Origin of the sequence: Cyanobium sp. WAJ14-Wanaka (assembly GCF_024345375.1) — a bacterium.
Classification (GTDB): Bacteria; Cyanobacteriota; Cyanobacteriia; order PCC-6307; family Cyanobiaceae; genus Cyanobium_A.
The window spans coordinates 549191-573022 of sequence record NZ_JAGQAZ010000002.1 but is presented as its reverse complement, the minus strand read 5'-3'; the positions used below and the strand labels follow the sequence as shown (position 1 = coordinate 573022).

Annotated in this window: 25 protein-coding genes and 1 tRNA gene; 8 read left to right on the top strand and 18 right to left on the bottom strand. The window is 61.0% G+C overall.

Features of this window, described 5'->3' with window-relative positions:
• Window positions 1-9 precede the first annotated feature (9 nt).
• Both tgt and KBY49_RS09560 read left to right on the top strand, forming a co-directional pair.
• Entirely contained in the window at window positions 10-1131 is a 1122-nt protein-coding gene (gene tgt, locus KBY49_RS09565) for a tRNA guanosine(34) transglycosylase Tgt (RefSeq protein ID WP_254934662.1), read from the top strand.
• A gap of 47 nt (window positions 1132-1178) precedes the next feature.
• Window positions 1179-1322, top strand: coding sequence for a photosystem II reaction center protein K (locus tag KBY49_RS09560; protein WP_254934661.1), 144 nt, complete (start codon window positions 1179-1181; stop codon window positions 1320-1322).
• 54 nt (window positions 1323-1376) lie between these two features.
• Here KBY49_RS09560 and KBY49_RS09555 read toward each other — a convergent pair whose 3' ends face one another.
• Window positions 1377-2102, bottom strand: coding sequence for a WecB/TagA/CpsF family glycosyltransferase (locus KBY49_RS09555; protein ID WP_254934540.1), 726 nt, complete (start codon window positions 2100-2102; stop codon window positions 1377-1379).
• Window positions 2103-2184: 82 nt separating this feature from the next.
• Here KBY49_RS09555 and KBY49_RS09550 point away from each other — a divergent pair, with 82 nt between their 5' ends.
• Entirely contained in the window at window positions 2185-5466 is a 3282-nt protein-coding gene (locus KBY49_RS09550; RefSeq protein ID WP_396099753.1) for a glycoside hydrolase family 15 protein, read from the top strand.
• A gap of 6 nt (window positions 5467-5472) precedes the next feature.
• Here the strand turns inward: KBY49_RS09550 and KBY49_RS09545 are convergent, their stop codons facing one another.
• From KBY49_RS09545 to KBY49_RS09530, 4 genes are all read right to left on the bottom strand, one after another.
• Entirely contained in the window at window positions 5473-6465 is a 993-nt protein-coding gene (locus KBY49_RS09545) for a Gfo/Idh/MocA family protein (protein ID WP_254934539.1), read from the bottom strand.
• A 60-nt stretch (window positions 6466-6525) separates the two neighbouring features.
• On the bottom strand, window positions 6526-7776 hold the full coding sequence (locus KBY49_RS09540) for a hemolysin family protein (protein WP_396099751.1): 1251 nt from the start codon (window positions 7774-7776) through the stop codon (window positions 6526-6528).
• A 9-nt stretch (window positions 7777-7785) separates the two neighbouring features.
• Window positions 7786-7861, bottom strand: a tRNA-Ile gene (locus KBY49_RS09535).
• Complete coding sequence (locus tag KBY49_RS09530) at window positions 7841-8314, bottom strand: Occludin/ELL family protein (RefSeq protein ID WP_254934538.1); 474 nt, start codon at window positions 8312-8314, stop codon at window positions 7841-7843. The genes KBY49_RS09535 and KBY49_RS09530 overlap by 21 nt, the downstream gene beginning before the upstream one ends.
• 137 nt (window positions 8315-8451) lie before the next feature.
• On the opposite strand from KBY49_RS09530, the gene pyrE reads away from it, so the two are divergent.
• Both pyrE and KBY49_RS09520 read left to right on the top strand, forming a co-directional pair.
• On the top strand, window positions 8452-9000 hold the full coding sequence (gene pyrE, locus KBY49_RS09525; RefSeq protein WP_254934658.1) for an orotate phosphoribosyltransferase: 549 nt from the start codon (window positions 8452-8454) through the stop codon (window positions 8998-9000).
• Window positions 8997-9938 carry a folate-binding protein YgfZ gene (locus tag KBY49_RS09520; RefSeq protein ID WP_254934537.1) on the top strand — a complete coding sequence of 314 codons (942 nt, stop codon included), beginning with the start codon at window positions 8997-8999 and terminating at the stop codon, window positions 9936-9938. Before pyrE ends, KBY49_RS09520 begins: the two co-directional genes overlap by 4 nt.
• On the opposite strand, the gene KBY49_RS09515 is transcribed toward KBY49_RS09520, so the two are convergent.
• Entirely contained in the window at window positions 9935-11401 is a 1467-nt protein-coding gene (locus tag KBY49_RS09515) for a TM0106 family RecB-like putative nuclease (protein WP_254934536.1), read from the bottom strand. The two genes, KBY49_RS09520 and KBY49_RS09515, sit on opposite strands and share 4 nt — an antisense overlap.
• A 96-nt stretch (window positions 11402-11497) precedes the next feature.
• Between KBY49_RS09515 and KBY49_RS09510 the strand changes: the two genes are divergently transcribed.
• Window positions 11498-12964 (top strand): phosphoglucomutase/phosphomannomutase family protein, encoded by a 1467-nt coding sequence (locus tag KBY49_RS09510; RefSeq protein WP_254934535.1) that lies wholly within the window; start codon window positions 11498-11500, stop codon window positions 12962-12964.
• Between the two features lie 20 nt (window positions 12965-12984).
• A complete protein-coding gene (gene rdgB / locus KBY49_RS09505) occupies window positions 12985-13614 on the top strand; it encodes an RdgB/HAM1 family non-canonical purine NTP pyrophosphatase (RefSeq protein WP_254934534.1) in 630 nt (209 codons plus the stop codon).
• Here the strand turns inward: rdgB and KBY49_RS09500 are convergent.
• The 12 genes from KBY49_RS09500 to KBY49_RS09445 all read right to left on the bottom strand — a co-directional run bounded on the left by KBY49_RS09500 (window position 13585) and on the right by KBY49_RS09445 (window position 23374).
• Window positions 13585-15081 (bottom strand): carotenoid oxygenase family protein, encoded by a 1497-nt coding sequence (locus KBY49_RS09500; RefSeq protein WP_254934533.1) that lies wholly within the window; start codon window positions 15079-15081, stop codon window positions 13585-13587. The genes rdgB and KBY49_RS09500 overlap by 30 nt on opposite strands.
• Window positions 15078-16862, bottom strand: coding sequence for an ABC transporter ATP-binding protein (locus KBY49_RS09495; protein WP_254934532.1), 1785 nt, complete (start codon window positions 16860-16862; stop codon window positions 15078-15080). Before KBY49_RS09495 ends, KBY49_RS09500 begins: the two co-directional genes overlap by 4 nt.
• A 9-nt stretch (window positions 16863-16871) precedes the next feature.
• Window positions 16872-18002 (bottom strand): lipid-A-disaccharide synthase, encoded by a 1131-nt coding sequence (gene lpxB / locus KBY49_RS09490; RefSeq protein WP_254934531.1) that lies wholly within the window; start codon window positions 18000-18002, stop codon window positions 16872-16874.
• Window positions 17995-18996: a tetraacyldisaccharide 4'-kinase gene (lpxK, locus tag KBY49_RS09485; RefSeq protein WP_254934530.1), complete on the bottom strand. Its 1002-nt coding sequence runs from the start codon at window positions 18994-18996 to the stop codon at window positions 17995-17997. The genes lpxB and lpxK overlap by 8 nt, the downstream gene beginning before the upstream one ends.
• Window positions 18996-20354, bottom strand: coding sequence for a 3-deoxy-D-manno-octulosonic acid transferase (locus tag KBY49_RS09480; RefSeq protein ID WP_254934529.1), 1359 nt, complete (start codon window positions 20352-20354; stop codon window positions 18996-18998). Before KBY49_RS09480 ends, lpxK begins: the two co-directional genes overlap by 1 nt.
• On the bottom strand, window positions 20347-21051 hold the full coding sequence (locus tag KBY49_RS09475; RefSeq protein ID WP_254934528.1) for a lysophospholipid acyltransferase family protein: 705 nt from the start codon (window positions 21049-21051) through the stop codon (window positions 20347-20349). The genes KBY49_RS09480 and KBY49_RS09475 overlap by 8 nt, the downstream gene beginning before the upstream one ends.
• Before the next feature lie 110 nt (window positions 21052-21161).
• Complete coding sequence (locus KBY49_RS09470; RefSeq protein ID WP_048017331.1) at window positions 21162-21362, bottom strand: photosystem II reaction center protein J; 201 nt, start codon at window positions 21360-21362, stop codon at window positions 21162-21164.
• A gap of 15 nt (window positions 21363-21377) precedes the next feature.
• A complete protein-coding gene (locus KBY49_RS09465) occupies window positions 21378-21497 on the bottom strand; it encodes a photosystem II reaction center protein L (protein ID WP_254934527.1) in 120 nt (39 codons plus the stop codon).
• A 4-nt stretch (window positions 21498-21501) separates the two neighbouring features.
• Window positions 21502-21639 carry a cytochrome b559 subunit beta gene (gene psbF, locus KBY49_RS09460; RefSeq protein ID WP_254934526.1) on the bottom strand — a complete coding sequence of 46 codons (138 nt, stop codon included), beginning with the start codon at window positions 21637-21639 and terminating at the stop codon, window positions 21502-21504.
• A 3-nt stretch (window positions 21640-21642) separates the two neighbouring features.
• On the bottom strand, window positions 21643-21891 hold the full coding sequence (gene psbE, locus KBY49_RS09455; RefSeq protein ID WP_254934525.1) for a cytochrome b559 subunit alpha: 249 nt from the start codon (window positions 21889-21891) through the stop codon (window positions 21643-21645).
• An 85-nt stretch (window positions 21892-21976) separates the two neighbouring features.
• Window positions 21977-22972 carry a photosynthesis system II assembly factor Ycf48 gene (locus KBY49_RS09450; protein ID WP_254934524.1) on the bottom strand — a complete coding sequence of 332 codons (996 nt, stop codon included), beginning with the start codon at window positions 22970-22972 and terminating at the stop codon, window positions 21977-21979.
• A 6-nt stretch (window positions 22973-22978) separates the two neighbouring features.
• Window positions 22979-23374 carry a rubredoxin gene (locus KBY49_RS09445; protein WP_254934523.1) on the bottom strand — a complete coding sequence of 132 codons (396 nt, stop codon included), beginning with the start codon at window positions 23372-23374 and terminating at the stop codon, window positions 22979-22981.
• 90 nt (window positions 23375-23464) lie between these two features.
• Here KBY49_RS09445 and ndhC point away from each other — a divergent pair, with 90 nt between their 5' ends.
• On the top strand, window positions 23465-23827 hold the full coding sequence (ndhC, locus tag KBY49_RS09440) for a photosynthetic/respiratory NAD(P)H-quinone oxidoreductase subunit C (protein ID WP_254934522.1): 363 nt from the start codon (window positions 23465-23467) through the stop codon (window positions 23825-23827).
• Window positions 23828-23832: the final 5 nt, after the last annotated feature.

Below are 23832 nucleotides of genomic sequence, written 5' to 3'. Positions count from 1 at the left end.
AGGGGCGCGATCGCCTTTTCATTCGACATCACCGCCCGTTGCCCCCGCAGCCGGGCCCGTTGTGGCTGTTTTCACACCCCCCACGGGGTGGTGAATACGCCCCGCTTCATGCCCGTGGGAACCCTCGCCACGGTCAAGGGGGTCACCACCAGCCAGCTGGCCGCGACGGGCGCAGAAATGGTGCTGGCCAACACCTATCACCTGCACCTGCAGCCCGGTGAGCAAATCGTGGCCGATGCGGGGGGACTGCATCGCTTCATGGGCTGGAGCGGCCCCCTGCTCACCGATTCAGGGGGCTTCCAGGTCTTCAGCCTGGGGGACCTGAACCAGATCAACGACCAGGGGGTGGTCTTTCGATCCCCCCGGGATGGCGCCCGCATTGAGCTGACCCCAGAGCGCTCCATGCAGATCCAGATGGCCCTGGGGGCCGATGTGGCGATGGCCTTCGACCAATGTCCGCCCTATCCGGCCAGTGAAGCCGATGTGGCCACAGCCAGCCGCAGGACCCACAACTGGCTCGAGCGCTGCATCACCACCCACAACAAAAGCGATCAGGCCCTTTTTGGCATCGTCCAGGGGGGCTGCTTCCCCCATCTGCGCCAGGAATCGGCAAGGGTGATTGCCTCGATGGGCCTACCGGGCATTGCGGTGGGCGGCGTGAGTGTGGGGGAGCCCACCGAGGAGATGCATCGAATCGTGCGCCAGGTCGGGCCGCTTTTGCCGGAAGAGAAACCCCACTACCTAATGGGTGTGGGCACCCTTCGAGAGATGGCCATTGCCGTGGCCCAGGGCTTTGATCTATTCGATTGCGTGATTCCCACCCGGTTGGGCCGCCATGGGGCCGCCCTGGTCGGCGGAGAGAGCTGGAACCTCAAAAATTCCTGCTTTCGCCACGACCACACCCCGATGGACGCCAGCTGCCCATGCCCGGCCTGTAGCTGCCACACCCGGGCCTATTTGCACCACCTGACCAAGAGCAACGAAATGCTGGGCAAAATTCTGCTGAGCCTGCACAACCTCCACCAATTGGTGCGCTTCAGCACTGCCATGGCCCAGGCAATCCGCGAAGGATGTTTTGCGGAGGATTTCGCTCCATGGGAAGCGGGCTCCCCAGCCGCCCACACGTGGTAGCGTCCGCCTCTAGCTGATTACTTTCAGGGATGGCTGTCTCCGCTCTGCTGGCTTCCACTTCGCTGCAGACCTTGGCCCAGCTGCCTGAGGCCTACCAAGCTTTTGGACCCTTGGTAGACATCCTGCCAATCATTCCCCTCTTTTTCCTGCTGCTCGCCTTTGTGTGGCAAGCCTCGGTGGGTTTCCGCTGAGACCTCAGGCCAACTAATTGCCAGAGGCACCCCTGGTTGCTTGAGGGGGCCTGATTAGGCACCCCGCCAAACCGCCCAGGCGAATTGGGGCAGTGAAAGCATTCGGCGCCAACGGCTCGGCTCCTGGAGGAGCCGGTAAAGCCATTCGATTTGCATCGCTCCCATCCAGGCGGGGGCCCTTTTTTTTGTGCCTGCCCACACGTCAAAGCTGCCGCCAACGCCCATCCACAGGCCGCCCCGGCGCCCGGGTAAGGATTGGATCCAGGTTTCCTGCCGCGGCACGCCTAGGGCAACCAGCACCAAATCAGGGCGGGCCGCCAGCAACTGGTGCTCCAGCCCAGCCCAGGCCTCAGCCGGCTGGTAGCCGTGGGCGCAGAAAACCAGTTGCAGCGCCGGCAGCTGTTGGCGCAACTGCGCACCGAGCTGGGTCATCACCTGGGGAGATGAGCCAATTAGGGCCACCCGCCAGCCCCGCTGGGCGGCATGGCCCAACAGCTCCCGGGCCAGCTCGATCCCGGGGCTCCGGCGAACTCGATAGCCCTGACGGGCCAGGGCCCACACCACCCCGGCCCCATCTGGAATTACCAATTGGGCCGCCTCTATGGCCGCGCCCAAGGAAGGATCGGCAATTGCCGCCATGGTCATCTCGGCATTGAGGGTGACGATCTGGCCACCACCCCGTTGCTGCAGTGCCAAAGCCGCCTCAAAGACATCCGGGCAAACACTGACCTGCACGCCCAGCACTCGCGTTTGCAAGGGTTCTGTTGCCGTTGCTGCCATGGGGGGTTGCTGCCGCGGAGCAGAATCTATGGCTGTCCAATTCTGAACTGCTCCAGGCCGGGCGCCCTAACGCCGCGGTCCGATGACGCGCTTCGACATGTCCCCACCCCCAGCCACCCCGGGGAGCTCCCCGGCTGGCAGCTCCTACGACGCCATGGAGGCGGCACAGGCCTGGGCTGCGCTGCTGGAGATCGATCGGCAAATTGAAACGGTGGTGCTGGCGCGCCAGCACCCGATCACGGGGCTACTCCCCGCCAGCACGGCAAACACCGTCCATGGCAATTACGGCGACGCCTGGGTGCGTGATTGCGTCTATTCGATCCAGTGCGTCTGGGGCCTGGCCCTGGCCCACCGGCGCCTGCGCGGACCCAGCCGGAGGGTTTTTGAACTGGAGCAGCGGGTTCTGCAACTGATGCGCGGGCTGCTCAACTCGATGCTGCGCCAGGCGGCGAAAGTGGAACGGTTCAAGCACAGCCTGGCCCGGCTGGATGCAATTCACGCCAAATTTGATACCCTCACCGGCTCCGCCGTGGTGGCCGATGACGGCTGGGGCCATCTCCAACTCGACGCCACTGCCCTTTTTCTGCTGCAACTGGCCCAATTAACCCGCTCCGGGCTGGTGGTGATCCAAAGCCAGCATGAGTGCGATTTCGTTCAAAACCTCGTCTACTACGTGTCGCGGGCCTATCGGGTGGCCGACTACGGCATCTGGGAGCGGGGCGACAAAGGCAACCATGGCCAGCCCGAGCGCAATGCCAGCTCGATCGGCCTTGTCAAAGCGGCCTTGGAATCCCTGGAGGGCCTCGATCTCTACGGCCCCCATGGCGACGGCAGTGCCTGTCTAGTGATCCCCCACGACGCCATCGTGCGCCTGCGGCGTGCCCTGAGGAGCCTGTTGCCAAGGGAGTCCGCCAGCAAGGAAGTGGACAGCGCCTGCCTCTCGGTAATTGGCTACCCCGCCTGGGCAGTGGAGGATCCCGCCCTGGCCGAACGGACCCGCCGCAAGATCCGCGCTGAGCTGGGTGGCGCCTACGGCTACAAACGCTTCCGCCGTGACGGCCACCAAACCGTGGTGGAGGATCACGGTCGCCTCCACTACGAGCGAGAGGAACTGGCGGCCTTCGAGCACATCGAATGCGAATGGCCCCTCTTTTGGGCCTACGAGTTGATCACCGCCTGCTGCGAAGAACGCTGGGAGGAGGCCCGGCAATGGCGCCAAAAACTGACCACCGTCAGTGTCAATGTCCAGGGTGTGTCGCTCCTGCCAGAGCTCTATCTGGTGCCTGAAATCGGCTTGGCCGCGGAACGGCGCCAGCCAGGTAGCCAGCCCCGTCAAGCCAACCCGAATGTGCCCCTGCTCTGGACCCAGAGCCTTACCTGGCTGTCGGACCTGCTGCTCCAGGGCTTGATCACCCCCGCCGATCTCGACCCGAGCGGCCGGCGGCTACCCCAACCCCTCGGTGCCGACCAGGTGCTGGTGGCCCTGGTACCCGCCAACGGGGAGATTGCCGCAGTTCTGAACGAAGCGGGCCTGCCCCTGGCCACCGATCAGAGCCCGCCAGCCGATCTGCACGCCAAAACCGAGGGGCAGCAAACGCTCATAATTGGCGGCTCAAGGGAACTGGCCCAACGGATGGCCCAGGTGGGCGCCAATGGCCGCCTGGGCCTCAGCGGCCATCCGAACGTGCGCATGGAAACCTTGGCCACGGCGCGGCTCTATCGCCGTTCGGGAGCCGAAGGCGTTGAGCAACTGGCTTTCCTGCCAGCGGTGCTTGAGGAAGGCACTTTTTATTTGGCCGATGACCCCGAACAATTGGTGGATGTGGTCGCCGCCGAACTGCGCCTGCTGCAACGCCACTGGCGCGGTCCTGGGGCCCCGTTACTGCTGATTCCCGTGGCTGAAGGGGCCTTCGGCGCAAGCCCAAACGCCTTTTTGACCCTGGGCAAGCAGCTGCAACAGGGCTTGCTGGAGGGCGTAGCCGTACAACTGGCTCCGCTCGACAAACTGATTGACCAAGCCTGCTGGGTCGAGCTGCCGGAGCAAGCACACCTCAACCACGCACCGCAAACACCCGCTGCCATTCCCCTGCGGGCCAGTACCAGCCAGCCGCCGCTTTCCGCCGAAGAAGAGCAAGAACTGGAACGGGAAGACCTCAGCATCGGCGAACTGGCCGAGCGGCTTTGGCAAAGCACCTCCCTGGCCGAGCAGAGCGAAGTGCTGGAGCAACTGGTGCGGCGCCTGGGCAGCGGGGCCCAGTTACAGGGGCCCGCCAATGCCCAACCCGTGAGACTCCAGGAACTATTGGCCGAGGTCTATCGCCGCTCCCTTGCCGAGGCCAATTGGGATGTGGTGCGCCGCGTAGCCGGCGCGATGGGGCTGGTGCATCCCCAGTTGGAAGATGCCCTGACCGACCTGCTGGTGCGTCAAAAACAGGTGGTAGTTGGCCGCAACTACACCAACGATTCGCTGATCAGCGAGCCCCAGGGCAGTGCGGCAATCGCCGCCATGATTCGCCAGTTCAGCGGCGAAGACGGGCGCGAATGGATGCTGCAGCAGGAGATTTTGCTGGCCCTTGATGGCCTGGCACGCCACGAGCCGGACCTTTTCAACGGCAGTCTCACCCTGCAACTCGGCCAACTACTGCTGCTGCTCACCAGCGAACTGGCCGGCGAAGCCGATCTCACCCCCATTGATGCCTTTGAGGCCCTCTGCGCCCAGCCGCCCCATGGGATTCGGCGCCGACTAAGGGCAGTGCTGGCCGACGTGGAGCACGCCCGGGCCGCCCTGCAGCGCAAGGAACAGCTGCACGTGCGTGGGCGGGTCAAATGGCACATCCCCATCCCCCTTGAAGAGCTTCCCAAAGGGGGCTGCTGGCTACAACACCGCATCCGGCTAGGGGCCCTGGGCCGGGTTCCCCGCGACTTTTATCCCGGTATTTGGGAGCTGTTGCACCACTGCCATGGCCTGGTGATTGGCGACAAGTTGGAAAAACGCAACCGCCTCGAAAGTGGCCCGCTCCTAAGTGAAAAAACACCTGGGGAGAAAAACTTCGCCGCGCTAGTGGAACACCTGCTCAGCAAAATCGAGGCCTCGGAATATCGCCAACTCTGCACCGAAACCCTGATCACTTTGATGGCCTTTTTTGCTGAAAACCCTGGGGCCCGCTTTGAAGAGGATCTGGCCCTGGATGTGGTTATCGGCCATGCCGTGCGGGTGGGCTGGCAACTGGAGCACCCCGAAATTTCCGAAACGCTCTACAGCCAGCACAAAGCAGAGGCCTGGGATCGCTTCTACCGGGCCGCACCCAGTGATTGCCGCGGCTGGCAGCTGGAAGCGCTCAAACAGCTAACCACCAGGGCCTAAAAGCTGCTAGATCGGCGTGGCGAGGCTCATGCTCAGGCCGGGCTGTTCCACGCACTGTTCGATCAGGTCAGCTAGTTGCAGTGCCCGGGAAGCCTGTAGGCCGTCCACTGCGGGGATTTCAGCCCCCCGGACGCACTGGAGAAAATGCTCCAGTTCGGCATATAGGGGCTCGATCGAAGTGGTGCTCACCTCCTCAATCACCCCATCGGAGCGATAGACCAGCTCACCGTGGTCGGCGCTGACCGACTCGTGGGATTTGCGGTGGATGTGCAGGGTGCGATTGAGAAAATCGGTCTCCACCAAGCTGCTTCTGCAGTGGGCACTGAGGCTGCGGATCTTGCGATGGGCCATCTTGCTGGCGGTCAGGCTTGCCACGACGCCGTTGGCAAAGCCCAAGGTGGCGTTGACGTAGTCAATCGGCCCGTCGGCACTCCGGCCCCCAGCGGCAGCCAGTCGCACCACCGGAGCCCTGGCCAGCTCAAGCACCAGGTCGATGTCGTGGATCATTAGATCCAGCACCACCGACACGTCGTTGGCCCGGTCGGGGTTGGGGCTGTGGCGCCTGGCCTCAAGCACCACCACCTCCTCGTTGGCCACCACCTTCACCAACTCCCGGAATGCCGGATTAAAGCGTTCAATGTGGCCCACCTGCAGCAGGCGACCGGCGGCTTCTGATGCACGGATCAGATCAGCCGCTTCCTCCTGGCTGGCGGCGATCGGCTTTTCAATCAGCACATGGACGCCCGCCTTCAGACAGGCGAGGCCAACTCGATGGTGCAAAAGGGTCGGAACGGCAATGCAAACCGCCTCCACCTCGCCCAACATTTCCTCGTAGGTGGCAAACCACTTACAGCCAAATTGGCCAGTGGCGAGCTCGCCGCGGGCCTGGTCGGGATCAGCCACCCCAACCAACTCCGCATCCTTGATCAGGCTGAGCACCCGAGCGTGGTGCCAGCCCATGTTGCCGATGCCGATGACACCCAAACGCACAGGGTTCATGGCTGGGGCATTTACGTCGAAACCATTATCGATGATCAGCAGCCCCTGCGCAAAAGCCCATTAACTGGCCACCCGCTCAATCGCAACCCTTTCGATCCGCGGACCATCCATTATCAAGACCCGATATTGATGTCCCTTCCAGCTCAAACTCTCTCCAGGGGAGGGGATGTGCTGGAGCCGTTCGAGCAAAAAGCCCGCCAGGGTGTGGTGGCCATCGGCCTCTGGAAGTTGGAGGCAGAGTTGGCGATTGAGTTCAAAGATTTCCAAATCACCCGCCACCGACCACTGGCCATCGGCAAGTTCTTGGAGGTCGGCGGCGGCCTCTAGGGGGTCGTCGTCGTCGCCGACAATTTCGCTTGTGAGGTCAGCAACTGTGACCAGACCCTCGGTGCCGCCATGCTCATCCACCACCAAGAGCATCGGCTGCCCACTGCGGATTAGGGGCAACAACTGGGCCAAAGAGGTGCTCTCCTGAACCACCGCGAGGGGCGTTATGAAAGGCGCCAATGGGGTATCTGGCTGCAGGTGGCCACGGGCAATCGGATCCGCCAGCCGCCGCAGATCCAACAGCCCACGCACATCATCAAGGGAATTGCCAATCACCGGAAAACGGGCATGGGCGGTGTCATGCACCTCGCGCATCAGGGCTGCGAAGGTGACATCCACGGGCACGGTGACCATGCCGGAACGGGGCACCATCACCTCCCGTACCAGGGTGTCCCGCAGTGAGAAAACTCCCTCCAGGATGCTGCGCTCATCGGGCATAAGTCCGGTGACACTGCCCGTTTCAATCAGAGTCTCGAGCTCACCGGCAGATAGCACCGGCACCAGCTCATCCCAGTTGCGGGGCAAACCCAACAGGCGCAGGAGCACCGCCGCAAGCCGCTCAATCAGCGAGAGCAATGGGGCCAGGCTGCGGATTACCGCATCCAGCAGGGGTGCCAGCCGCAGGGCCGATTCTTCCGGTCGGTGAAGCACCCAGGCCTTGGGCAGCAAGCCCCCCAGCAGGGTGGCCAACAGCACCAGACCAAGAAAAACGGCGGCATCAACCAAGGCAGTGCCACCGAATTTGTCGGCTAAGCCACGGCCTGCCCAACCCAGGGCCACCAGGGCCAGCGCCGCCCCCAACTGGGTTGCCACCAGCAGACGCCGGAGCCTGAACTGCAACTTGGCCACCGCCTGGGCCCCGGAGGCACCCGCCTCCACCAGCTGGCGCACCCGGCTGGGTCGAAGCCGAATCAGGGCAAATTCACCTGCCGCAAAAAAGGCCACAAGGGCCAGCAGCACCGCCAGAGCCAGGGAAACGATCACAGAAGTGGGTGGTGGGGGTCCCGAGGATCGAACTCGGCTAAGGCGAATTATGAGTTCGCTGCATTCACCAGATTGCTAGACCCCCAACCGGTGGTGTGTCTACCACAGGTTTGGGCGATGGGCCACCAGACGCGAGGCTGCCGCCAAAGCCATTGCCCACATCAACCGTGCGCCAGGGGAGGGGATTGGACTGCTGCTCAAGCAGAACCTGATAGGTGTTTTGTAGGGCGGTGCCATCCCAGACGATGGTCTGATCAGGGAAACCAAAACCCATCAAGCGGTTTCCTTCGACCCCACCCATGGCAATTCCCAGGAGGTCGGTGACTTGGTGGCTGAGGTCAACACCACTGGCAAAAGGCGACGTATATGTGTAAAAACGCTGCTCCACCAGCGCTGGGGTGGTTTGCACTGCAGCGCAGCTGGTGAGCTCGCCACTGGTGGTGCAAAGCACCGGCCCAGCCCAACCCAAGCCAGCAGTGAGTCCAAAGCTGGCAGCCAGCCCAAGCAGCCCCAATCCACGCCTAGGGAACCAATTCATGCCACGGACCTGTCTGGTCGCAAACTAGGCAGGATCGGGACCTTCCACCAGCCCCCATTGCCAACAAGACCGTGTCGAACTCAAGCGTGGCGAACTCAAGCGTGGCCAACCTGACCCTGCCCACCAACCCAGCGGCAATGCGTGCCCAATTGCTGGCACAACTGGCCCAAAAGGCCTATCGCCACGGTCAGTTCACCCTGGCTTCAGGGCGCAGCAGTGACCACTACGTCAACTGCAAACCCGTGAGCCTCAGTGGTGAAGGGCTGGCCCTACTGGGTGCCCTGTTCCTGGAGCAGGTGGAGCCAGAGGCCTTGGCGGTGGCCGGGCTGACCCTGGGCGCCGACCCCCTGGTCAGCGCCGTGGCCATGGGCGCCGCCCTCGCCGGCCGGAGCCTCGATGCCCTGATTGTGCGCAAGGAAGCCAAGGGCCATGGCACCGGAGCCTGGTTGGAGGGCCCCCTGCCCGAGCCGGGCAGCCGCATCACCGTGCTGGAGGACGTGGTCACCACCGGGGGCTCCTCGCTCAAGGCAGTGAACCAACTGAGGGAGGCCGGCTACGAGGTAAGGCGGGTGGTGACGATCGTGGACCGTCAAGAGGGGGGCCTCGAAGCGATGACCGCTGCCGGCCTTGAATTGCGCAGCCTGTTCCTGCTGGAAGAAGTTGCAGCCGCAAGCCTTGGCCAATGAGTGACATCTGGAGCTGGCAACCCGAGCAAGCCAGCCGCACCGATCAGCCGGTGAGCCTGCTGCACCTGGAAGGGCCAGGCAGCCTGCGCTTTTTACATGGCCAAACAACCGCCGCCATTGAAAATGTCGCCACCGGCAGTTGGATCCCCAGCTGCTGCACCAGCCCCACCGGCCGGATGCGGGCCGTAGTCGACGTCTGGATTGGTGGCGCCCCCGCAGAGCAGGAAGCGGCGGCTGGCCAGGGGGCCTGGTTGATGATCCACGGCCCAAGCCAAAGCACCGGCCTGGCCCTGCACCAGTGCCTGGATCGGGTGCTGTTCCCTGCAGATCGGGTCAAGCTGGGCCCCCTAGAGGCGGCCACCTGGATCACCCCAATCGGTTCGGGCCTGGAGCCCTTCCTCCAGCGCGAGGGCGCAGCACTGGCCAAGGAGATAGCCGCTCTTACCTGTTTGGGCCCAATGGATCAGGAGCGCTGGCGGATTCAGCAGGGCTTGCCGACCGAACCAGCTGAAATCAACGACCACACCAACCCCTTTGAACTGGGCCTGGCAGATCGGGTGAGTCTTGGCAAAGGCTGTTATTTGGGGCAGGAAACCCTGGCCAAATTGGCCACCTACGACGGCGTAAAACAGCAGCTACGGCGCTGGCACTGCCGGCTCGAGAATCCAAGCTCATCGCCGCTGCTTGCCCCGGGTCAGCTGCTCTGGAGCAATGACCAAGTCAAGGCTGGCCTGATCACCTCCAGCCTGGCCATCGGCAGCGGTCAATGGATTGGCCTGGCCCTGGTGCGACGCCAGGCCCTGGGGCAAGAGTGTCTGATGGCTAGGGATGTCAACCAACTAGCTGACCCAAAACCACTTGGCGGCCAACTAACTCTCTACCTCTCCCAAGCACCCAGCTTCTCAGCAATACCCATAGGAGCCGGTGGCAACGGCTAGGAGTCTTTGTCCAGCAGCCAGCGCACCACGACCCAGGTGGCGAGGCTGTCGTCGCGGTTGTAGCGAAAAATCCGTTCAAGCTGGTAGCGGCTGGCGCGGCCCCGCGGGCCTGGCTCATGGCGCCACTGACGCCACTGGCGCCACCACAACAGGCAACGGGCGCCATCAACACCCTTCTGGCTCCAGGCAAAACCCAGCCAGCTGGCAACCGTTTTGAGGCCGTAGCTGCCCACCGGCAGCCGCCAGCTGCGTTTTAGGCGCATGTGGACATCCACAAGCCGGGAGCGCAGCTCGCGAACCGTGGATTCGCTAGCCCCCTGGCGCTGGGCCAAGCGAGTCAGGCCAATTGCTTCGGTTTCGCCAAAGTGCAGCACCGTCCAGCCCGGGTAGCGGTTCAGGAACCGCTCAAGCCGCAGCCAGAGGCGCCCTTCCCCGTGCTCATGGAGGGCAAGCAGGGGCCGGTAACGACAGCCATCCAATTCCCCTGGCCAGGAGCCATCGGCAGCTCGCTCCACAAGCACAAAGCCATGGAGGAAGTCGTCGCGGGCATCGGGATCCGACTCAATGTCGTAAAGCAGACAGCCCCGGGCACTGGCCAGCTCCGGCAACGCTGGTGCAGCCTGCAGGCGCTGGGGCTGCCCCCCCTGCTGCACCCGCGCCTGGGCCACCAATTCAGCAGCGATTTCGCGGTGCTGCTCGCCATGCACCGCCAATTTGGAAGCCAACACACCCGGATCGGCCTGGGCCAAGGCGCCCAAGCTGCCTATTCCCACCTCCAGCAGCAACTCCCGGCGTTTGCCACCGATGCCACTAACCTCGCTGAGATGGCCTGTGGCTGCAGCCTCCTGATCACAGAAGCCCCGCCAACTGCAAAGGGTGCACTTTTTGCGATCACTGACCAAGGGCGGCGGGCTGGAACTGGCCAGATCAGCCGCCAACTTCACCAGGCTGTCATCCAGTTGTTGCTGCAGGCCGGAATGGAGGGAAAGGCGCTCGCGCTGCAGGGCCCGACCTTCTCCAGCCAACACGAGGCCCTGGGGCACGGCCGCCTGCTGATAAACCGCCAACAACCTGCCCCACAGGGCTAAAACCAGCCGGTGCTCCCGGGTCACCCTCCGCCCCTGGCGAGCCAACACTGGCCAATAGGCGTAATCGCCCCAGCGGCTCGCACCGGAAACCCGCTCTAAAAGAGCCGGATGGGCCTCCAGCTCCAACCCCGCTGGACCCGCTCCTTTCAGTCTTAGGCCCACCACCCCAGGCTCCCCGGCCAGGCAGGCGGCATCGCCCCGGCCAGGCTTTCGGGGCAGCAATGCCTGGAAGCTGCGGAACTGGTCGTTTAGGGCCAGGGTTCGGTGGGCGTTCCACTGGCGTCTAGCAGGCTCCCCCCATTGATCCAACCAAGCCCGCCGCCGGCAGCGCACCCAGCTGCGCAGGAGCCGGTCAGTTAGGGGCGAGGCCGTCACACATGGGGATTGCTATGGGCAGAGGCTAGGCCGGTAGGACGCCTGGATAGGGGCACCGGCAAACAGCAGAATTGGGCGCATTGAGTTTGGTTTGCAATGGCCTCAGCCCCCCTGCCCTTGGAGGCCAGCCCGATTGCCTTTGGCACCGATGGCTGGCGGGGCATCCTCGGGGTTGACATCACGGTGGAGCGCATGTTGCCGGTGGCTGCCGCCGCCGCCCGTGAACTGGCCCATTCGGCACCGGAGGGGCTTAGCAGCAAGGAGGTGGTGATTGGCTACGACCGCCGCTTCTTGGCCCCCGAGTTGGCGGAGGCAATTTGCGCCGCAGTACATGGCTGCGGACTGGTGCCCCTGCTCTGCGACACCTCCGTACCAACTCCCGCCTGCAGCTGGGCGGTGGTGGAGCGCCATGCCCTGGGGGCCCTGGTGATAACTGCCAGCCACAACCCAGCTGAATGGCTGGGCCTAAAAATCAAGGGTCCCTTTGGGGGCTCGGTGGAGGGTGATTTCACCCAGAGGGTGGAGCGCCGTCTAGCGGCCGGCGGCATCACCGTGCCAATTCCAAGCCCCACCCAACGCTTTGATGCGATGGGCACCTACCTGGCCGGGCTCAAGGCGAAGGTGGACACGGAAGCCCTCAGTGCCGGCCTGGCCCGCCTGGGTCTCCAGGTAATTGTCGATCCAATGCATGGCTCAGCCGCCGGTGGATTGGAAAAACTGCTGGAGTCGGCGAGTAGCAGCGGTCACCTGGTTGAAATTCGTGGCCAACGGGATCCCCTATTTGGCGGCAACCCACCCGAACCCCTGGCGCCCTATCTCGAGCAACTGATCAAGGCGGTGCAGGCCTCCGGTGCGGCAGGGCGTCCAGCGGTCGGAATCGTGTTTGACGGCGATGGCGACCGTATCGCGGCGGTCGATGAGCGGGGCCGCTTCTGCAGCACCCAGCTACTGATGCCCCTATTCATCGACCACCTTGCCGGGGCCAGAAAACTGGAGGGATTGGTGATCAAAACCGTCAGCGGCTCAGACCTAATGCAACTGGTAGCCGAAGATCTGGGTCGCCAGGTGCTGGAGATGCCCGTGGGCTTCAAGTACATCGCCAGTGAAATGCTGAAAGGGGGAGTGCTAGTCGGCGGCGAGGAATCTGGTGGGGTGGGTTTTGGCATGCACCTGCCGGAGCGCGACGCCCTATTTGCCGCACTGCTTCTTATCGAAGCCCTTGTGGAGGGAGGCCAGCCCCTTGGTGTGCGCCTAGATGATCTGCAGTCGCGCTGCGGCGGAGCCGCCGCCTACGACCGCCTGGACCTGCGACTGGCCGACATGGCCACCCGCAAACGCCTAGAAGTTCTGCTGCAGGAAGCCCCGCCTTCCCAGGTGGCCGGCCATACGGTGAAGGAAGTAATCAGGACCGATGGCGTAAAACTGCGGCTTGGAGACAACCACTGGCTGATGCTGCGCTTCTCCGGCACCGAACCTCTATTGCGGCTGTACTGCGAAGCCCCAAGCCAAGAAAGGGTTGCCGAAGTGCTCGCCTGGGCCAAGCAATACGCAGACTCGATATAGCAATTAGCACCCCAAACATGATGGCTTCCCAAACAAAGTTTTCACTGCCTGACCTATTGGTTATCGCCAGCGGCAATGCAGGCAAGGTCCGCGAATTCAGCCACCTGCTCGAAGGCTATGGCCTGAAAATCATTCCCCAGCCTGAAGGCCTGGATGTGGAAGAAACGGGCCAAACCTTTGCCGAAAATGCCCGAATCAAGGCAATCGCTGTTGCCAAGGCGAGTGGCCATTGGGCCCTAGCTGACGACTCGGGCCTCTGCGTAGACGCCCTCGGCGGCGCACCCGGGGTCCACTCATCTCGCTATGCCGATAGCGATAGGGCCCGCATTCAACGACTACTCGGCGAGCTGCAGCAGGTGCAAATCACCACAGACTCAGAAAACCGAAGGGCTGAGTTTGTGGCGGCCCTGGCCATCTCCGACCCCTCAGGGAATGTGCTCATTGAAGTGGAAGGGCGCTGCCCCGGCGAGATTTTAAAATCACCCAGGGGAGAGGGTGGCTTTGGCTATGACCCAATTTTCTACGTATCAGAAGCAACTCAAACCTTCGCCGAAATGGACAAGGCAGTTAAAAGCAATATCGGCCACCGCGGGCGGGCTTTCTCACTGCTACTTCCTAAACTAAGAGCCTTGATGCCAACTGCCATGTAGCCCATAGGGCATGGCAAGGGGTAGCTCAATCACAGCCGTTTCACTTAGATCTGCGGCGTCAAGGATCACTAAATCGTTAGCATCTCGGGCCCCATTCCAGATCAAGCACAACAGCCAGCCATCGTCCTCGGCAGGCATTCGCTCACCTTCCTTAATTGATCGTGGCACCATGATCGGTTCAGTGACAAAGCCCCGGGGTGCCGCACTCCAAGTGCTGCCCTCACCTGTTTGCAAATCGAGTTTCTTGATAACCTGCAAAGGGTCATTGCCGGTTTCGCGCTCTGCAACAGCCATCCAGCCATAGCGGGCGGGCAAACCCTGGAACCTCGGATTCACCATCGCAAATTCACAGCAACGCTCACTCAAGCGTTCACTACTTGCCGTACCAGTAGTGAGATTGATTCGACAACGCTCAAGCAAGCCAGCGGGCAAAGAATCAAAGTCGATCGAGCGAAAATCGTCGTCGGGTCCAATTGAGGGGAAGTCGTTATAGAAAATGCTCTCTACCACCACCTCGTCTCCCTCTTCATAGGCATTGAGATGGTGGAAGACAAAGCCATCGGGGGCATCAATCAACCTGGGGGCTTGGCCCGCATAGGAGCCACAGTCCCTGGGAATAAGCCAAAATTGGCCACGGCCGCCTGGCCTAGAGCGCAAACACTGGGCTGCCCCCTTCTGTCCGAATACAAATGGCAGGGGGTTGAAGTCGATCGCGTTTTGCAAAAACACTGCCCAATTTGGGGTGATAGCAAAGTCGTGCAAGAAGGCAAACCCCCCAAAGCTGTCGCTGCGATCAGCCACCAGCTGGCCTGCCTTCGGACCCTCGGTGGCAAATTCCATCAGCCGCACGCTGCTGCGGGGGCCACTCTTCACACCAAAAGTGACCATCCTCGGCTCACCATGGTGGCCCGGATCAAAACGGGGATGGGCACTAAAAGCCTCACCTGGCTTAAGCACGCCATCTAGGAGAGTGAGGCCCCTGGTTTCAAGGCTGACGGGGTCAAGGGCATGGGGGGAACTTGCCTCCCAGAGCGCCAAAAGATCATCACCGAGGCGCACCACATGGGTGTTGGCGATATTTTTAAGACGTAGATCAAAAGCGTTAGCGAGCGCTCCTCCAGGCTTCTGGCTGCCAAACACCCCACGATATAGATATTTCCCGGCCTTCTCTTCCTCTAGCCATCCCTCAGTGCGCACAAAACGATTAGCTAGCTCGACAGATCCCTCCGCAAAGCGAAAGGCCGTGATCATTCCATCGCCATCAAAGGGATGGTGGACAGATAGGCCTGCCCTCTCCAAACGGCCCGGACCATTGCGATAGAGGGTCCCATTAAGTTCCGGCGGGATAATCCCGCGAACTGGCTGGAGACATACCCCATCAAGCTCCTGGGTGACATTGCGAAAGGCCCTGGCCCAATCACCCCGATTGGTGGCCACAGAAGTTTCTCCAGCCAAAGAGCTAGTCATACGGAAGAAGCCGCTTCTGCGCTTGCGAACTGAGTCGAAAATAGGTGGGAATAGGGCCCACCGCGAGCCAAAAGCTCCTGGTGAGGACCAGACTCAACAACCCGCCCCTTGGCGATTACGCAGATGCAATCCGCATTAACCACGGTGGAAAGACGATGGGCCACCACCAAAGTGGTGCGGTTTTGCATCAACCTATCTAGGGCCTCTTGAACCACCTGCTCTGAAGCCGAATCCAAGGCTGAAGTGGCCTCATCCAAGAACAAGATGGGGGAGTTCTTAATCAAGGCCCTCGCAATGGCCAGGCGCTGGCGCTGCCCACCAGAAAGCATGGTGCCATTCTCACCAATTAAGGTGTCATAACCATCTGGAAGCTGGCAGATAAAATCGTGGGCATTGGCAGAGCGGGCGGCAGCTTCAATCACATCAATGGAAGCTTCCGAGAGGCCATAGGCAATATTATTTGCAACGGTATCATTGAACAAAAAAGTATTTTGGTCAACAACAGAAATAATGCTACGCAATTCTGATAACTGCAAATCCTTGAGATCAACCCCATCGATGCTGATCACACCGGAACTGGGATCATAAAAACGACAAAACAAATCCACAATTGTGCTCTTGCCACCACCACTAGATCCCACCAGGGCAACTGTTTTACCGCAGGGCACTTCAAGATCCAGCCTGTCTATCACCAGTTCATTGCCATAGCCAAATGAAACGCTTTGAGCACTTAATCCCACAGAAAAATTGGGAACTTTGAGGGGATTCTCAGGGTCGGCGGGATCATTGGGAACATCCAGAATTGCATAGATATCCTCAGCAGCTGCAGCCCCCTGCTGCCAGGTTGCATTGGATTTGGCAATGCTCTTAAAAGGTGCATAGCAAAGATAGAGTGATGCCATAAAAGCAAACAAACTTCCCGTCGTGCGGGTGCCGGCAATCACACTTTCGCCACCATATAGAAGAACCGCACTAAAGCCAATCGCCCCCAGTAATTCCATTAAGGGCTGGTTGGCCAGTTTGGCCCTAGTGGTCTTAAGGGCGGTTTGTAATACGGATTTATTTTCGGCGTCAAAGCGATCCAGCTCATAGGCCTGCATCCCAAAAATCTTGACGACCCTTGAACCCACAATTGATTCCTGAAGATAGGTGGCCAAGCGAGCCAAGCTATTCTGGCTGGTTCTAGAATGACGCCTAACTTTTTTGGAAGACTTCAGGACAGGTGCAATTGCGAAAGGGAAAAGTACAAAAGCAATTAGGGAAAGCAACCAGTCTTGATAAAAAGCAACCGCAACCAATACCGCCAAAGTGAGGCCATCCTTAACTACGGAAACGAAACCATCGACAATTCCGGATTTGACCAAGCCCACATCATTCATCACCCGAGAAACCAACATCGCAGAAGGATTTCGATCCAAAAAGGATTCTGGTAATTCGACCATTTTTGCCGCCATGGTTTTGCGCAGATCGGCAGTCATCGACTGACCCACCAACTCAGTCAAATAGGATCCCAGGTATTGGGAGGCAGCACGAATTGCCATAACCACCACAATCGCCACAGGAGCGCTGTAGAGCCGAACCCGATCCTGGGAGGGCAAAACCTCGTCGAATAGATAGCGAATTACCAGGGGCACAAAGCCGGTAGATGCGCCGTAGAGAAGGTTAAAGAACAGGGCAAATGCAAAGGTGGGCCATAAATAACGACGGCCATAAATCGCCAGCCGCCAATAGAATGATTTGGGCTCCAACTTGGCAGGGGTTGGCGAATTAGATATGGTCATTAGATCTGTTCATTTGATTAGCTTAGCAAGCTCATGGGCAGCCCTATCAGAGGCTCCAGGCTGCCCCATGGCGCTTCGCAACTGGTCTACGGCCTGGCCACAGGCCTGGCGATTTGCAGCCATTTGGGCCACGGCCCGCACAATATTGGCAGGGGTGACCCGACGCTGGAGCAATTCCGGGAAAAAAGGACGACCCAAAATCACATTGGGCAGCCCCATTGTGCGATGGCGAATAAATAGTTTCCCCAATAGATAGGTAATCAGCGAAAAGCGATAGAGAATTACATGGGGGCATCCCAGAAGAGCCGCCTCCAAAGTGGCCGTCCCCGAAGCAATTACCCCCGCATCAGCGGCTGCCAACAGGTTGTATGCGTCACCCTCTACCACTGGCACTGGGAATGGACCCTTGCCATGGCTCCGTTTCAAAAAGGACTCGGAAATGGTGGGTGCTTTCAATAGGGCCACCTGCCAGCCATCGGCCTTGAGCTGCTGGGCGGCCCCCAACATGGCTGGCAACAACAGGTGAACCTCGGAGCGCCGGCTACCCGGCATCAACACCAACAATGGTTGCTGCAGATCAAAACCATGGAGTTGGCGAGTTTCACCAGGGCTGCGGCTCGTTTTGAGGCTATCCATCAATGGATGGCCCACATAGCTGGCCACAGCTCGACCATATCTATTGAAAATCTCTTCCTCAAAGGGAAAGATCACGGCAAGGCGATCAATCAACTGGGCCATGGTTTTGGCCCGGCCCTTACCCCAAGCCCAAACCTGGGGGGCGATGTAGAAGAAGACCGGGATTCCCCTTTTTTTGGCTTCCTTTGCCACGAACATGTTGAAGCCGGGATAGTCAACCAACACCACAGCCTTGGGTCGATGTTGATCCATTTGCTGCTTCAGCATCTCCATCACCCGGTAATGCCTGGGGATAGAAGCCGCAATTTCCACCAGGCCAGCGGCCGAAAGGGTGCTCACATCCGCCAAGGTCTCCATGCCCTGGGCCCGCAGGTTGTCACCGCCCACACCCACCACCTGCACCCCAGGCAATAGGCGGCGGAGCTCCCGGAGCATGGCACCGCCATGGAGATCCCCAGAAGCCTCCCCGGCCACAAGCAGAATCCTGGGCCCGTCCTCAGCCATTGCCGATCCGCTCCAATATTTGGGCCACCAAGGCATCTAGGGCCCCAGTTTCCAGCCGCATGGGGATGGCCCTCACCGAAGGGCGATAGGCAGCCGGCAGCCGCTGGGCATCCTTCACCGTGGTAACCAACAGGGCGTCATGGGCTTGGGCCACAGCCGATAAACGCGCCAACTCCTGCTCAGAATAGGCGTGGTGGTCAGCAAAGCTCTCCGTGGCCAGCAGCTTCAAGCCAGCGGCGCCCAGGGCCTCAAAAAACTTGCGCGGCAGGCCTATCCCGCAAAAAGCCCACAGCTGCCTGCCAAAAAGATCGGCCGGCACCTCTAGCTGATAGGTCAACTCGAAGCAGGGCTTTTTAACCGGCCAGTGATCCCTGATCCGTCGGTCCATGGGGCCAGCAGGGGCAGGGCCGGTAAGCACCAAAATGTCGGCCCTTGCCAGCTGGCCCAGGGGTTCGCGCAAGGGGCCTGCGGGGAAAACCTGGCCATTGCCAACGCCGTGGCGGCGATCCAGCAGGGTCAGATCAAGATTGCGCTGCAAAGGCCAGTGCTGGAGACCATCGTCGAGCAACAGCAGATTGGCGCCGTTGTCGATCGCCAAGTGAGCACTGCAGGTGCGGTTGGATCCCACCCAAACCTGCACCCCAGGTAATTGTTGGGCGTATTCGAGCGCCTCATCGCCAACGGCCTGATAGGCCATGGAAGCCTGCACCAGGAGAGGTTCCTTGCCCTGGCGGCCGTAGCCCCGCAGCAGGACAGCCACCGCGAAACCCTGGCCGCTCAAGGCGCGGGCCAAGGCAATCACCAATGGGGTTTTGCCAGTGCCGCCCAAGGTGATGTTTCCCACCGAAATCACCGGTACGGGCAGTCGCACCGGGCGAATGCTGCGGCGATGCAGATGCAGCCCCAGGCGGTAAAGCCATGCAAAGGGCAAAAGAGCCGCCGCCTGGGGGCTCAGGCGCCGTTGGTACCAAAATCGGGGTGCTGGGATTGGCATCAAAGACTTACGGCCGAACTATCCGCTTTCGCGCCGGTTTTGCCCAGAAATTGCTTGATTTGCTGGGCAATCTGACGGGAGGGGCCCTCGAAGTGAGGGGCTTGGCTAGGTCCGGAAGGTCTAGGGCCCTGGCCGCCGCGATCCCGCTCGAGCAAGTGCTGAACCCCAGCCCAGGCAGCCGCTGGCGTGGGATAGGACCACAGCAATTCCCTATCGGCCAAGACACCTGCCAAATCGGAAAAGTTGGCCATGTCGGGCCCACAAACCACCGGCTTGCCCAGGGCCACGGGCTCAAGGGGATTATGGCCACCAATCGACCGACCTCCAGGCTCAAAACTGCCCCCGATCACCACCACTCCAGCCGCCTCGATCCAGGCACCCATCGCCCCTAGGCAATCAGCGATCACCACATCGGCCGCGAGCCCTTCAGCGGATTCCTCATCAACAGCTTCATCATCAACGGCCTTCTCGCCTGGGACGATCCCACTCCAAAGACGAGCACCTGGCAGGAGCTTCAGCAATTCTGGTGCCCGCTGGGGATGGCGGGGAGCAATCAACAGCGCCACCGGGCTTGGTTGCGGGCCAAAGATCCAGGGGCAGGCATCCAGCAGGAGCTGCTCCTCGCCGGCGTGGGTACTGGCGAGGAGCACCACGGCCCGAGCTCCAAATACCTGCTGCAGCCGATCCACAATCCGGCGATCGACAGGCAGGGGATCGGCATCCAGCTTGGTTGAGCCCGTGGCCTGCACCTGCGGCGCCCCCAGGCGCCGAAAGCGCTCGGCATCCTGCTCCGATTGGGCCAAGCAAGTCTCAAAACGGCCCATTAACCAGCTCGAAAACCAACTGGCCCGCTGGTGTTGCCTAAACGAGGCGCCGCTCATCCGGGCATTAATCACCTTGAGGTGGGGCATGGCATGGACAATTTCTGGCCACAGCTCGGCCTCGGCCAACACCCCCAGCTCAGCTCGCCAATGGCGCCTAAATGGCAGCCAACAGAGCCAGTGATCTATGGGCACGTATTGATGAAGCACCCCCTCAGGCAAAAGCTCCCTGGCCAAGCCCGCCGAGCTGCGGGTCACCGTTGTGACCAACAGGCTTACCGGAAAATCCTGCAGCTCCCTAAAAACGGGCTGCAGGCTATTGAGCTCACCGACACTGGCGGCATGGAACCAAACAAGAGGGCCCTTGGGGCGCCGCAGGGTTGCCCAGCCCAGGCGTTCCTGGATCCGCCGGGGATCCTCCTTACCCTGCAGCAGGCGCCAGACGAGCAAGCCCAAGGCCACAGGGGTGAGGCCCAACCAAAGGGTGCGATAGAGCAGCAACAACCCTGATCCGGCCCAGGAAGGGGTTCTACCCATGGCTGGTGCCGACCAATCCTGGCTGGGGACCAGTGATCCTGGCCTGGGCGCGACCCACCGTGGACTCCATCGCCCGATTTAGCTCATCCTGCAAAGCCTCGATCGGGGCATCCGCTGAAAAATAAATAGGGGCCCCCAAGACAAAAACAGCCCTGGAAAACGGCAGGGGCAGGAAGGTGCGATCCCAGGACCTAAGGCGATGCACCCTTGAACAGGCCAGGGCCACCGGCACGACGGCGCAACCCGATTGCTGGGCCAGGTGGATGACCCCAGGCTTCACCAGCTCCCGTGGTCCCTTGGGGCCATCGGGGGTAATACCAACGGACTGCCCCTGCTCCAAAACCCTCAGCAACTGCAAGTAGGCCCGGGCTCCACCGCGGGTAGAAGAGCCCACCACCAGGCGAATACCCCGCAACCGCGCGGCCACGCCCACAATTTGGGCGTCGCGATGGGCGCTTAGCAGCACTGAAACCGGCCGGCGCTCATAACTACGCAGCAACGGCACAAAAAAAACATGGCTATGCCACAGGGCATAAATCACCGGCTCACCACCACCTTTGACCAAGAGATCCAGCTCGGGATCAGCCTCTATGCGCAGCAGAGTGGTCAGCAAAATCACCTGGCCATAGGCATTGAGCAGCCCTCCCACCAGCAAGGTGAGGGCCCGGTTGTTCAAAAGTGTTCGCTTCTTAGCCATGGGCCTTGTCAGCAAATAACCCCTGGTGGAGAGGCTTGGGCCATCCACCGGGGGTTTGCAGATCCAAAATCTGTGTGCCTAAAAAAGAATGGGGCTGCGAAGGGAAAGGTTTAGGCCGAACCAACGCCAACGTAGGCGCCGTAGAAAAACAGACCAACCACAAAGATCACTGCCATGCCACCGGCCGTGGCCACCAGCCAGAGGGGCAGCACCCCTTCGGTCCAGCGAGAACGCCATGCCACCGCTGGGCGGCCATCGGGCAGGCGATCGGGAATCCGGCCGTCAGGCAAGTTTGATTTTTTACCGCTCATCGGAAGTGCTCCTGATCAGTTGAAGAAATAGCTGGAGAACAGGATCCCGGTGACGAACACAAACAACAGGCCCAAATAAAGGCTTGTACGGTTCAGCTCAACCGGCAGATTGTTGGGGTTGGGGGTGCGTTGCATGGCCTCAGCGACGAACGAATTGCATGGCGGCCAGGGCTCCCAGGAAAAACACCGTGGGAATACCGAGGGCGTGGATAGACAGCCACCGGACCGTAAAGATCGGGTAGTTGCGGGGGGTGGTGGAAATGGGTGCTTGGGTCATGACTTATTGCAAGCGCAAATCGAGGGAGCTCTTGGCGTCGTAACGCTGGCTCACCACAGGAGCCTTACTTTCCTGAGCCTGGAAATAGGCATCAGGGCGGGGAGTCCCAAAGGCGTCGTAGGCCAATCCCGTAGACACGAATAGGAAGCCAGCCAAGAAGATGGAAGGCAGGGTCACCGCATGGATGACCCAGTAACGGATGCTCGTGATGATTTCGAAGAACGGACGTTCTCCTGTTGAGCCGGCAGCCATAGCGGTAAGCGTTCAGCGAGGCGATCCTAAGGGTCTGGGAGCAGACGACGGGAGTCGGTCTGGCCCTTGGTTACAGAAGTTGGCGCTAGCCCACCCAACGCAGCAGGGAACCCCGCTCACCCAGGACAAAAGCCTTGCCATCGGGCAGGAAGCTGATGCGGGTGAAGTTGGTGGGTTGGGCCGCTCCCACGGGGTCCTTTTGCCAGGTTTTGCCCTGATCAGGGCTCACCAACAGGGTGCCGCTGCCCCCACCGGCCCAAATCGAGCCCTGGGGGTCCCAGGCCATGTCGAGATAGCCATAGCCGTTGGTGATCGGGATTACAGGCTTGCTCCAGTCTTCTGGGTTGGCCGGATCGGCTCCAAAACGCAGTTGGGCGCCCCGGGCCAGCATCCACAGGGCACCATCGGGCTGGAAGCCAATCGATTGCAGCCGCTGGCTACTGACCCGCTGGTGGGGGGTCCAGATCGGATCGCCGGGGTTCCAGGTGGCGAAGAAATTGCCCAGGCTGCTGACACTGACGTATTCACCGGCTGATCCCCGGCGCAGATCCCTCACGGAGCCAGCCGCATCAGCCACATTGGCCTGCCAGCTATTGCCGCCATCGCTGGTTTCATAGATGGCGCCCACATTGGTGGCCAACTCAGCCGTATTGGCAGCGAGGGCCGTGATCAGGTAGGGCTCCCCAGGGAGCTTGGTATCCAGGAAGAGGCGGCTCCAGTTTTGGCCAGCATCGGTGCTGTGCAGAAGCAAGCCGGGCTGGCCCGCAATCCAACCCTCATCGCCGCGGAAATCAAGGCTGATCAGCCGGAAGTTTTCCTCCTCAGGCAAATCCAAGGCCCGCTCAGCCCAGCTGGCACCGCCATCGTTGGTTTCCAGGATCAGACGGTTGCTGCCTACCAGAAAGCCGTGGTTGGCATCTGTGAATGCCACATCAAGCGGGTTGGCCTTGGTGGCCAGTGGCACCGCCTGCCAGGGGCTGGTGGTCGCCGTGGGCAAACCGGTGGTAACGCAGCCGCTGAGGCCGAAGCCCAGGAACAGGGCTAGCCCCAGGCTGAGCAGAGGTGAGAGATAGCGGCGCATGGGTCTTCAGCGAAGCGAATAGAGGGAAAGGAAGAAGGCAACCGCCAGGGCGAAGGCGCCAAAGATCAACACATTCTTCTGCCCAGGAGTCAGTCGGTTCACCCCCAGGCCGAAATCAAGGTTTTCCTCAAACCCGCTGGGCTTGTTGCGCGGGCCAATGTCGATGAAAGCTGCGGTCTTGCTGCGGCAAACCGGGCAGCGGAAGCTGGACGGATCTAGCTCAAGGAAGGGCACCCCCGGCGTGATTCCGTATTTCTTGACCCCCTCGGCCGGGTCATAGACGAAACCACAACTGCGGCACTCGAAGCGGTGATCAATCGCCTCAAGGGCAGGGTCCTGGGGCTCAAGGACCTTCTCTAGGCCCTCCTCCAGCCCCACTTCTTCTTGCGCGTCGTCCTGCATCCCTAAACCGCAGTTGGGCTGAACAAACTGTATCGACGCCCAAGCCTGGATCGCAGATGCCAGACTGCATGGCAGGTTGGCCTGGTCCGCATGTTCGTGCTCTCCGGCTACGACGCCTTTCTCGGCTTTTTGCTGATTTCGGCTGCCGTTCCCGTTTTGGCACTGGTTACCAACAAGTTGTTGGCACCGAAAAGCCGCCAAGGCGAAAGGGAACTCACCTATGAATCCGGCATGGAGCCCATTGGTGGCGCCTGGATTCAATTCAATATCCGCTACTACATGTTTGCCCTGGTCTTCGTCATCTTCGACGTGGAGACCGTTTTCCTCTACCCCTGGGCGGTGGCCTTCCACCGTCTTGGCCTGCTGGCATTCATCGAGGCCCTAATTTTTATTGCGATCCTGGTGGTGGCCCTTGCCTACGCCTGGCGCAAGGGCGCCCTCGAGTGGAGCTGAACCGG